We start from the raw sequence: 9513 nt of genomic DNA, 5'->3' as shown, positions 1-9513 counted from the left end.
CGAAATCTTGAAATAGAGTTTCCTCAAGTCCTTCTGATGGATCTCGGCATAGTCCTCCATCGCATGCCACGAAGTTTGGTTGCACATCATTGTGCAAAAAGCCACAAGCAAAAGGTAATCAATGGGATAAACCAGATGATTTCCTTTCCTGAACTCAGGAATAAGCGAGATGACCGAGAGCAAATTATTCATACCTAATAACGCTTAAAAAGAGAGACAAACGATTGATTATCAGGTATAAAGGTACGAATAATTCTCAGACTGTGCAAGCTTAATGCCCTGATTTTCAGATAATTTTCTCGTTTTTGCTCAGGAAGACCTGAGGCAAATCCAAAAACGTCAGCCCTGCTGGGGTAGATGTGGTGCGCCTACCGAATAGGCTCCTGGTGATAAAATGTCAAAGGGCTTGGCAGTGAGTGGTAATAATCTTAAATTTGCCTGGAGGGTAAGCCGGTCGAATCCCTTTTTCGACTCTACCAGAGACCCATATCAGCGAGACAATATGATTGAAAGAAACTACCCTGCGGACTTTAATACACTCAACGCCTCTCCAAAGGATGAAAAAATACTCTTCGACCCCGACTGCCACGAGTACACCTACGCAGACACAGGGGAGAAGCTCCACTCGGTGACCAATCTCATCTCCTCCTTCTTCCCCGCATTTGATGTCCGCTCTTGGGCGGAGTATAAGTCCCGCACCCTCGGGACGACTGTCCGGCAGCAGCTGGATCTGTGGGAGCATAATGGGCTTCTGGCGCGTCACCTGGGGACTTTCATGCACGAGCAGATCGAGCGTAGTCTCCTCAAGCAACCGGTCGAGCACTTCTTTGATATCACGCTGGAGGACAATAGTAAGCAGCATCTCTCGATCGAGAGTGAGATGAGGGCCTTTGAGCAGTTTTTTGACGAGGTTCGACCCACGCCCTACCGCACGGAGTGGCAGATCTTTGAGCGGGAGTACAATCTCGCCGGGACGCTCGACCTGCTGGCGCAGGACTACAATGGGGACTTTGTCCTCTTCGACTGGAAGCGGAGTCGCAGGATGGGCAAGGAAGACGGCTACGACTTTGTGCCCAATACTTACAATCCCCACTCGCCCGGTCTCAATGGGCTGGAGCACCTATACAGTACACCGTACGTGATCGGCTGTCTGCAGCAAAACCTCTACCGGCACATCCTCCGGGCAGGGTATGGCATCGAGGTGAAGAGCATGTACCTTGTGGCGCTCAATCCCGCATTCTCAAGGTACTACTGCCTCCCGGTACCGGTTATGGATAAGGAGATAGAGCATATCCTCTTCTGTATCGGTAAGCACTAAGCGCATATCCGACAATAAAACACCCGCCTCTCATACGGAGAGACGGGTGTTTTTTGTCTTAGAAGTCAGATGACCTCCTCCGCCGGACCGGATGCATCAGCTTCCAGATATACTGCCCGAGGCGGAGGACGATGGCCACGCCGCCGACGATGAAGAACCAGGTCTTGTCCTGCGGCATGGCGAAGTAGATGACGACAGCTCCCACAGCGAGGAGCATGAAGAGAGCGGTCAGTGCGTTGTAGATTTTTCCCATGATGGTATTATAAGAAGTGGGACAGTGCGCTGTAGACCTCAGCCGTAGGCAGTCCCATCACATTAGTATATGATCCATTGATCCGCTCAACGGCGGCGAGTCCGATCCAGTCCTGGATGCCGTAGCCACCCGCCTTATCCATGACGTGGCAGTGGCGGATGTAGTAGGTGATGTCGTCCTCAGTCAGCGGGGCAAAGAAGACCTCAGTCTCCACGCTTCGCTCTATCGTCTGCGTGCCGTCCGTAAGCACCAGCCCGGTGATCACGCAGTGAGATCTGCCGGAGAGGCGGCGGAGGTGGTCTCGCGCATCCTCCTCAGAGACCGGCTTATCGAGTATCTCGTCATCCAGCAGAACCACTGTATCAGCTGTGAGGAGGAGATCTCCATCCGACAGCCCGGGGATCAGAGCGTCAGACTTATGCCGAGCAAGGAAGAGGGCCATATCCTCAGGAGCCACCTCCTCAGGATGAGGCTCATCGACATTGGCGGGACGGATCTCCAGGTCCTCGATGCCTAAGCGCTGCAGGAGCTCCCTGCGCCTCGGAGAGGCCGATCCAAGTATCAGATGTCTCATGCGTCGGTAGGGAGTCAGAAGGTGGGTAGGTCCGTGACGATGCCCCATTCCCCCCGAGCACGAAGCATCTCCTCCAGCACTTCTCGCGCCACGCCTTGACCGCCGGCGACGGCGCAGACGTGATCCGCCACCATCAGCACGTCCTCCGCAGCATCGGACGGCGCGACACTGTAGCCCGCCAGACGCATCGCAGGGATGTCGATCAGGTCATCGCCACAGTAGATCACTTCAGACGGCTCTATCTGAGCGGTCAGACAGAGCTCCATAAGCTTCTCAGCCTTACGGTGACACCGCTCGTAGATGTACTTAACACCTATGGGCTCAAAGCGATTTCGGATCTCATCGCCATGTCCTCCGGTGATGATGCCCAGGATGATGCCTGCACGTGAGGCCAGTCTCATAGCATAGCCGTCGTGGACATTCGTGGTGCGGATCAGTTCGCCCCGATCATTCATCGCTACAGTCCTCCCGGAGAGGACGCCATCGATATCGAAGACGACCGCCTTGAAGCCGGACAGGTCTTGGGAAAATTTGCTCATGATTTCTCTGCTCTCTCTTGGATGGATTGGGTCATCAGTTGATAGATTGCGGTCAGACGGGGATCCCCATTTAGGAGAGCCTGATGTCTCTGTAGTGTGGACTCATCGTGCCGAATTGCCGGACCGGTCTGTAGTGTGGCGGGATCGTCTGACGCCATCGCCTTGGAGATCGTCTCCTCGATGAGTGGACTCATATCGCTGAGGGATAGCGGTGTCTCTCGGAGTAGATCCTGCGCCACAGCCAGCAGGTGATTGACAAAGTTGCAGCCGAAGCAGGCCGCCAGGTGGAGCCTTCCGCGCTCCTCTGAGGTCACTTGGCGCACATCCTCGCTTCCGAGCGCATCGGCGAGCGCCCGAAGGAGACTCTCTGCCTCCGGGTCGCTCCACTCTAAGAGTAGGGGAACCTGAGACATATCCAGTGCCCTCGACTTGGAGAAGGTCTGCACTGGGTAGAGAACCCCATACGAAGGGATCCTGGAGAGGACGCTCATCGGAGTACTACCGGAGGTATGGACCACTGTAGCCGTGAGCTTTGGTGGGAGTTTCTTTGCCACATCCGACAGACCATCGTCAGTAAGGCATAGTAGGAGTAGCTCTACTGAGGGATCTTCCTGCAGAAGGCGATAGAAATAAGCACAGTCGGAGGTGCTCTCGGCTCCTACTGTAGATGCCAGCTCAGCGGCATGCTCTTCCGAGCGGCTCCACACAGCTCGACAGCGCCAGCCGACTCGAGTAAGCGAGGGGGCGAGATGAGAGGCGACATTGCCGCTTCCCATGATCGCAAAGGTGTGGGGCTCTTGGGGTGTAGTCACCGCAGTTACTCTTTCTCCTCTCCTGTCGAGTAACGCCCGACGTAGACGTGCTCCCACGGCAGAGTGCGCTCCACCGGCTCCAGTTGATCGGCATCCTCGGGGATCCCGAGGGCGATGAGGCAGTGGCAGAGGTAGGACTCCGGCAGATCCAGCAGCTTGTGTACAGTCTCCTGAGCCGTCTCGTCGACAGCACCGGGCGTATCCTCCACGTGGCACCAGCAGCTGGCGAGGTTGTTGGAGGTGGCTGCCAGCTGGAGGTACGATGCTGCTATTGCCGTATCTGCGAGAGGACGACGTGTCACGGAGGTATCAGCACAGACGGCGATCACCACCGAAGCACCTGCCACGAAAGCGGAGCCATGCTCCCTTATGCCACTCAGCGACCGGATCGTCTCGGGATCGTCCACGACTATCAGTCGGACACTCTGACTATTCCTCGAGGTGGGTGCCTGGAGTGCACACTCCACGATATCGGTCAGGAGATCAGGGTCGATCTCCTCGGAGCTATACTTGCGTATGCTGTGGCGGCGCTGTGCCAGTTGATTGAAGTACGACATATCAGGTATGTATCAAAAGACCGAGCCCGCCGATACTCCTTGCAAAGTCCCGACAGTCTCGATCCATTACTCATTCAGATAGTTACTTAGCCTCCTTGATCTCCGGCTGCTCGAAGTCGATGAAGCAGAGCCCGGCGAGAGCCGTGCCATACCGCTTCTCGATCGTGATGCCCTCAGTGACGAAATTGAGCTCTCCGAGGAAGTACTGCGAGTAGGTCTTGTCGTGCAGATCGGTAATCACGCGAGTGAGACGGCTCTCCAGCTCCTCGATCAGGTAGCGACCACTCACCTCGCAGACGAGACCTCCCACCTTATGGTCAAAGTTCTCGTCGCTGTACATCCACGAGTAAACCACCCCGGCGGAGACAAACTCGTCCTGTGTGCCGTGAGACACCGCCATGATCGTCTTCATCTCGGACCCAAAGGGAGGCAGGTCGATCTCATCCATCGTGGTGAGGACTGCCGTGGCTGGGATGACAGACGAGTAGGTCATGATATTGAAGTCACAAATCCCGGCATCATGCAGGGCCATGTGATAAGACCCGGCATGCATCTCCAGGTCAGACTCCCCGCTGCCCTTTGTGATGAAGAAGGTGCGAGGGATCAGATTTCCAACGAGCTTACTCATGTCTTTCTTTATTATCCTAATAGTTCTAATTGCCAAACGTAGTCGTCCGAACCGATCGGCTCGAACCACAACAAAGGTACTATTTTGTACCGTCTTCCCACAGAGACCACCTTACTCAGCGCTCAGGGGCATGTAGTGGCGGATGTAGTCTATCTCCAGCGTGAGGGGATGCGCCGGCGGTACCGGTTCGCCTACCCAGGATCCCCCCATCTGAGCTGAGAGGATAAGGTAAAGGGGATACCGAAACTGCTCTTCGTCACCCTGTTCCCTGACATAAGTGTGACAGAGTTGATCATTAACTAAGAGCATGATCCTGTCGCTCTCTATCACCACGCTATAGATGTTATATTCGTCGGGATCGATCGACATAACGCTGCCGCTCCCTGCGCCATCGGGGTTAGAGCTTGCCGTATGGGCAGTGTGTACCGTCTGGTAGACGATGGAGTCTTGATTGAGATGCTCCATAATATCGATCTCGCCATTGTGCGGCCACGACACCTCAGGAGAATAGCCCAGCATCCAGATGGCAGGCCAGAATCCCTGACCGCTATCGAATCGCGCACGCACATCGATGCGTCCCAGCCGGATCTCCTGCTTGCCCTTACCCCACAGCCCGGCGGTTACGTAGGTTCCTGCGGACCGGTCGTAGTCGGCCCTGAGCTTCAGTGTGCCATCCGAGATCTCGATGAGCTCGGGATGCTCAGATGTCATGTGGCGAGCCCAGTCGTACGGCTGCGCCGGCACCATACTCCACAGCGTACTGTCCGGGGTCTCCGACACGAAGTCCTCCTCCCAAACGAGCTGGTAGCCCTCCTGTCCTATGCAGACACCGACTGCGAAGATTGAGGAAAAGAGTGTAAGTAAAAATCTATTCATATCCTTGTCAAGCAAATGGAGTAAAACTCCTCAGCAGGGACGGTATCTCGGACAGTTCGCTCACCTCATAGAGTGGTACGCGAAGGGGTTCGTCCGGGCGAGCCTGGCCTCGGAGGTTAAACCATATCGCAGGCAGTCCGGCATTGTCTGCCCCCTGTATGTCTGACTCCCAGTCGTCACCGATCATCACCGTCTCCGACCGTCGTGACCGGGAGCGGGAGAGAGCGTAGTCAAAGATCGCCTTGCTTGGCTTATTGATCCCCGCCATCTCGCTCAGCACGATGCAGTCCACGTAGGGTAGGATGCCCGCTGCGGTCATCTTGCGGTGCTGCACCTCCATGAAGCCATTGGATAGGATCACAATCCGATAGCGACGACGCAGCTCCTGCAGCAGCTCGATGGCACCGGGGATCGTCTCCTTCTTCGTTGCGGTAAGCGATAGGAATTGTGTATTTATCTCATCTATGAGAGACTCATCGAGAGGTCCCATAAAGTGCTCAAGAGGCTCCTTGAAGCGTCTCACGGTAAGCTCCGGCTTCGTGATCTCACCGATACGATAGAGATGCCAGAGGTGGTCGTTGATAGGCTGATAGACATCTCGCAGGGTCTCGAAGGAGTCGATCCACCGGCTCCACTCGCGTGCCTCATACACCTCACGCAGGGCAGACTGATTATTGCGGGTCGTCGCCCAGAGGGTATCATCGAGGTCGATCAGCACCGTCTTAACGATCATAGATAAGGGGGCTTTGTTTACTTAGAAAAACAAGAGACGAGGTAAGGAAAAAGAATGCTCCTCGCCTCGTCTCAAAATAGATATCAGATAAAATCTAAAGGTCGGAGATCACTCCACCTCCACGACGAGATACTTGCTTAGGCTCCAGAACTCCTGCTGATTGTCGATGACAAGCGTCTGATTGCCATCTGCGTCCTTCTCGAAGTGGTACGAGGAGGCAGGGTGCTGAGTGCGCAGGTGTGCCTTAGCGGCAAAGAGCGCGATCGTCGTCAGGTCGCGGGTATCGACCTGCTTGAAGTAGTCCTGATTGAAGCCCTCGGGAAGTACCTTTGCCTTAGAGAAGAGACCACCACCCTTGATGATATTCTCCTCTTTCAGCTCGCTGAGTGTGCCGAAGCAGTAGTAAGCCTGATGGAGAGCTGCATCCTGAGCCTGGAGCTTCTTATTCTGGATCGCGATGGTTGCCTCATTTACGGCACCCTTCTCGGTCTGCTCAGTGATGAGACTGTCCTGACGGGCGATCATACCCCTCGCACTCTCGAGGTCAGCCTGGAGAGACTGGATCATCTGGTCCTTCTCTGCGATCTGACTGCTGAGGAGGTCGATCTTCTTATTAAGTGCAGCGATATTGATACCGCTGCGCTTGAGCTTCTCCTGCTGCTGGGCAAGGTTTTGCTTATTCTCCTGCAGGGTCTGACGGAGCAGCGAGATCTCATCCATGATTTGCTGCTTCTGAGACTGATTGAGCTCGCCCTTGAGGGCATCTGCCTGCACGCGGTGCTCGGCATCTGCGATCTGACTGAGATTGCTCTCCACCTCGTTGATGATGCCGATGGCTTCATTGAGATCAGCCTGATTCTTGTCACTCTGCATGAGCAGCGAGTCATAGCTGGTCTTCAGCTTATCGTAGCTGGATCCCTTATTGCCGGTACAGCCGACCACCATAAGCGAGAGAGCCACAGAGACCCCTGCTATGGTCTTGACAAATGATCTGATCATACTCTTCTATTGTTTTCTTACTTAGTTTCTATCTCGGAGATCACTATTGAACTCCGCTACAAAATTATCGAAATTTATTCTTGTGCACCTTCTCCCCCTTCGGCAACCCCTCCACCACCAGGACCATCTCCCCCTTAGGATCCTCAGTGGCAAAGTGTTGCAGTAACTCGGACGGGATTCCCCGTAGGTACTCCTCGTACCGCTTGGAGATCTCTCGAGCGAGTACGACGCGCCGAGTATCGCCATATAGCTCACCGATCTCCTCGAGCAGCCTGACGATACGTGTAGGAGCCTCGTAGAATATCGTAGTCTCCTCCCGCTGCTCGAGTGCCCGCAGTCTGGTGAGGCGTCCCTTCTTGTGTGGCAAAAAGCCCTCGAAGACAAAGCGATCGCACGGCAGTCCTGAGGCGACTACGGCAGGAATCACTGCTGTGGCTCCCGGCAGGCAGCTCACCTCGATGCCCGCCTCCACACAGGAGCGGACGAGGAGAAACCCGGGGTCAGAGATGCCCGGTGTGCCGGCATCGGAGATGAGGCACACCCGCCGCCCCTGAGAGATCTCCTCCGTCACCCGCTCGACGATCTTATGCTCATTGAATATATGGTAGCTGATCATCGGTGTCTCGATGCCATACTCTCGCAGCAGGGTCGCCGATGTGCGGGTGTCCTCCGCCAGGATCAGATCCGCCTCCCGGAGGAGACGGACTGCCCTGTAGGTCATGTCCTCGAGATTGCCCACCGGAGTGGGGATGATGGTCAGCGGCGTGCTCATGACAGACTAACGGCGGGTAGAGCAGGAGAGGACAAAGTCGTAGAAGCGCTTCCCCTCATCTGACTCTACATTCAGATCAAGGGTCTCTGTGAGGTAGTGCCGCATCTGAGAGACGGAGCTCAGTCGGTCGACCTCGCCGAGTACTCTATTGAGCTCGGGACGATTGCCGCCGAAGAGCTCATTGGCAAAGAAGAAGGAGTCCGCCACCGACAGCTGTCCGGCGGTGTGGAAGTCGACCATCGGCTCAAAGGCTGTCTCCAGAGTTAGCTCCGGCACCTTCTCTTCCAGCTCCTCATCCACGACTATGGGCGTCTCGTCGATCTCCTGGGACGTAGTCTCCTCTGTTACCTCCTCCATAGTGGGAGCGACGGGCGTCTCGGATGAGGACTCTGAGAGAGCCGTCACCTCATCGCGTATCTCGGTCAGCTCTTGTATCAGCTGATCGATACGCTCTACCAGCCGGGCTCCATTACCATTTACTTCACTCATGGCGATCGTTACTGAGTCATTTATTTCTCTCACAAAGGTACCAAAAATGGGCACCCGGACTACGATGATTCTTTTACCGGTATTAGTGAGCACTATTACCGGTAATAGAGTTACCTATTACCGGTAATAGAGAAATGTCTAAAGGGGACCGAAAATGAGGGGGGCACTTTTTCGTATCTTTGTTGTGCCGATGAGTGTCTTGGCTTGGTTTTTGCCATACTCTTCTTGGCAATCAATTTATACGACTACATTATGAGCAATTACTCAGACGAATTTCAGAGATACGCCACGAAGCACCTTGGGATGAACTCGCTGGCGCTGGATCAGTATACGAAGTTTAATTCCGAAGCCTCCCGAGGCTACGTTAACCCCACAATCATTGAGGAGCGACAGCTAAATATCGCCCAGATGGACGTCTTCAGCCGTCTGATGATGGACCGGATCATCTTCCTCGGCTCCGCCATCGATGACTATGTCGCCAATGTAATCCAGGCGCAGCTCCTCTTCCTCGAGTCGAGCGACCCGGGCAAGGACATCTCCATCTACATCAATAGCCCCGGCGGATCGGTCTATGCCGGCTACGGGATCTACGATACGATGCAGTACATCGACTGCAACGTCAGCACCATCGCCACCGGCATGGCTGCCAGCATGGCATCGATCATCCTCGTGGCGGGGACTAAGGGGAAGCGCTTTGCCCTCCCGCACTCTCGCGTGATGATCCATCAGCCGCTCGGTGGTGCTCAGGGTCAGGCCTCCGATATGGAGATCACGGTTCGCGAGATCCTGAAGGTGAAGCAGGAGCTCTACGAGATCCTCGCCAAGCATACCGGTCAGACGGTCGAGCAGATCGAGAAGGACTCCGACCGCGACCACTGGCTTCGTGCTAAGGAGGCAATGGAGTACGGACTCGTGGATAAGGTACTCACTAAGGCTAAGGAGCAGAAGTAATGGCAAAGCGTA

General features: G+C 55.1%; 14 protein-coding genes. 2 read left to right on the top strand and 12 right to left on the bottom strand.

Features of this window, described 5'->3' with window-relative positions; translation table 11 throughout:
- Nucleotides 1-192, bottom strand: a 192-nt coding sequence (locus B088_RS02740) for a transposase family protein (RefSeq protein ID WP_038973857.1), incomplete at its 3' end; no start/stop codon positions are given.
- Between the two features lie 310 nt (nucleotides 193-502).
- On the opposite strand from B088_RS02740, the gene B088_RS02735 reads away from it, so the two are divergent.
- A complete protein-coding gene (locus B088_RS02735; protein WP_018106874.1) occupies nucleotides 503-1318 on the top strand; it encodes a hypothetical protein in 816 nt (271 codons plus the stop codon).
- A gap of 58 nt (nucleotides 1319-1376) precedes the next feature.
- Here B088_RS02735 and B088_RS02730 read toward each other — a convergent pair whose 3' ends face one another.
- The 11 genes from B088_RS02730 to B088_RS02680 all read right to left on the bottom strand — a co-directional run bounded on the left by B088_RS02730 (nucleotide 1377) and on the right by B088_RS02680 (nucleotide 8550).
- Entirely contained in the window at nucleotides 1377-1571 is a 195-nt protein-coding gene (locus tag B088_RS02730; protein ID WP_018106873.1) for a hypothetical protein, read from the bottom strand.
- Nucleotides 1572-1578: 7 nt separating this feature from the next.
- Nucleotides 1579-2145 carry a Maf family protein gene (locus B088_RS02725; protein ID WP_025081878.1) on the bottom strand — a complete coding sequence of 189 codons (567 nt, stop codon included), beginning with the start codon at nucleotides 2143-2145 and terminating at the stop codon, nucleotides 1579-1581.
- Between the two features lie 14 nt (nucleotides 2146-2159).
- Entirely contained in the window at nucleotides 2160-2684 is a 525-nt protein-coding gene (locus tag B088_RS02720; RefSeq protein ID WP_018106871.1) for a KdsC family phosphatase, read from the bottom strand.
- Complete coding sequence (locus B088_RS02715) at nucleotides 2681-3496, bottom strand: Rossmann-like and DUF2520 domain-containing protein (RefSeq protein WP_025081879.1); 816 nt, start codon at nucleotides 3494-3496, stop codon at nucleotides 2681-2683. Before B088_RS02715 ends, B088_RS02720 begins: the two co-directional genes overlap by 4 nt.
- A gap of 5 nt (nucleotides 3497-3501) precedes the next feature.
- The gene (locus B088_RS02710) at nucleotides 3502-4053 is read right to left on the bottom strand and encodes a nitroreductase family protein (RefSeq protein ID WP_018106869.1); all 552 of its coding nucleotides are present in this window, start codon (nucleotides 4051-4053) and stop codon (nucleotides 3502-3504) included.
- An 82-nt stretch (nucleotides 4054-4135) separates the two neighbouring features.
- Complete coding sequence (locus B088_RS02705) at nucleotides 4136-4681, bottom strand: pyruvoyl-dependent arginine decarboxylase (protein ID WP_018106868.1); 546 nt, start codon at nucleotides 4679-4681, stop codon at nucleotides 4136-4138.
- A gap of 111 nt (nucleotides 4682-4792) precedes the next feature.
- Complete coding sequence (locus B088_RS02700; RefSeq protein WP_050560112.1) at nucleotides 4793-5557, bottom strand: glycoside hydrolase family 16 protein; 765 nt, start codon at nucleotides 5555-5557, stop codon at nucleotides 4793-4795.
- Between the two features lie 7 nt (nucleotides 5558-5564).
- Nucleotides 5565-6290, bottom strand: coding sequence for a YjjG family noncanonical pyrimidine nucleotidase (locus B088_RS02695; RefSeq protein WP_018106866.1), 726 nt, complete (start codon nucleotides 6288-6290; stop codon nucleotides 5565-5567).
- Nucleotides 6291-6398: 108 nt separating this feature from the next.
- On the bottom strand, nucleotides 6399-7289 hold the full coding sequence (locus tag B088_RS02690; protein WP_018106865.1) for a Cbp1 family collagen-binding glycoprotein adhesin: 891 nt from the start codon (nucleotides 7287-7289) through the stop codon (nucleotides 6399-6401).
- Between the two features lie 64 nt (nucleotides 7290-7353).
- Nucleotides 7354-8061 carry a 16S rRNA (cytidine(1402)-2'-O)-methyltransferase gene (rsmI, locus tag B088_RS02685; protein WP_018106864.1) on the bottom strand — a complete coding sequence of 236 codons (708 nt, stop codon included), beginning with the start codon at nucleotides 8059-8061 and terminating at the stop codon, nucleotides 7354-7356.
- A 6-nt stretch (nucleotides 8062-8067) separates the two neighbouring features.
- Complete coding sequence (locus B088_RS02680; RefSeq protein ID WP_018106863.1) at nucleotides 8068-8550, bottom strand: hypothetical protein; 483 nt, start codon at nucleotides 8548-8550, stop codon at nucleotides 8068-8070.
- A 252-nt stretch (nucleotides 8551-8802) separates the two neighbouring features.
- Here B088_RS02680 and clpP point away from each other — a divergent pair, with 252 nt between their 5' ends.
- The gene (clpP, locus tag B088_RS02675; protein ID WP_018106862.1) at nucleotides 8803-9501 is read left to right on the top strand and encodes an ATP-dependent Clp endopeptidase proteolytic subunit ClpP; all 699 of its coding nucleotides are present in this window, start codon (nucleotides 8803-8805) and stop codon (nucleotides 9499-9501) included.
- Nucleotides 9502-9513 lie beyond the last annotated feature (12 nt).

Origin of the sequence: Porphyromonas bennonis DSM 23058 = JCM 16335, from assembly GCF_000375645.1 — a bacterium.
GTDB lineage: Bacteria > Bacteroidota > Bacteroidia > Bacteroidales > Porphyromonadaceae > Porphyromonas_A > Porphyromonas_A bennonis.
The sequence above is the reverse complement of the archived record's forward strand: the minus strand, read 5'-3'. Positions and strand labels throughout refer to the sequence as shown.

Coding starts and splice junctions, on each gene's coding strand:
- B088_RS02710 (WP_018106869.1), bottom strand. CDS start 4,053: ATGTCGTACTTCAATCAACTGGCACAGCGCCGCCACAGCATACGCAAG.
- B088_RS02735 (WP_018106874.1), top strand. CDS start 503: ATGATTGAAAGAAACTACCCTGCGGACTTTAATACACTCAACGCCTCT.
- B088_RS02680 (WP_018106863.1), bottom strand. CDS start 8,550: ATGAGTGAAGTAAATGGTAATGGAGCCCGGCTGGTAGAGCGTATCGAT.
- B088_RS02720 (WP_018106871.1), bottom strand. CDS start 2,684: ATGAGCAAATTTTCCCAAGACCTGTCCGGCTTCAAGGCGGTCGTCTTC.
- B088_RS02690 (WP_018106865.1), bottom strand. CDS start 7,289: ATGATCAGATCATTTGTCAAGACCATAGCAGGGGTCTCTGTGGCTCTC.
- B088_RS02705 (WP_018106868.1), bottom strand. CDS start 4,681: ATGAGTAAGCTCGTTGGAAATCTGATCCCTCGCACCTTCTTCATCACA.
- rsmI (WP_018106864.1), bottom strand. CDS start 8,061: ATGAGCACGCCGCTGACCATCATCCCCACTCCGGTGGGCAATCTCGAG.
- B088_RS02725 (WP_025081878.1), bottom strand. CDS start 2,145: ATGAGACATCTGATACTTGGATCGGCCTCTCCGAGGCGCAGGGAGCTC.
- clpP (WP_018106862.1), top strand. CDS start 8,803: ATGAGCAATTACTCAGACGAATTTCAGAGATACGCCACGAAGCACCTT.
- B088_RS02695 (WP_018106866.1), bottom strand. CDS start 6,290: ATGATCGTTAAGACGGTGCTGATCGACCTCGATGATACCCTCTGGGCG.
- B088_RS02730 (WP_018106873.1), bottom strand. CDS start 1,571: ATGGGAAAAATCTACAACGCACTGACCGCTCTCTTCATGCTCCTCGCT.
- B088_RS02700 (WP_050560112.1), bottom strand. CDS start 5,557: ATGAATAGATTTTTACTTACACTCTTTTCCTCAATCTTCGCAGTCGGT.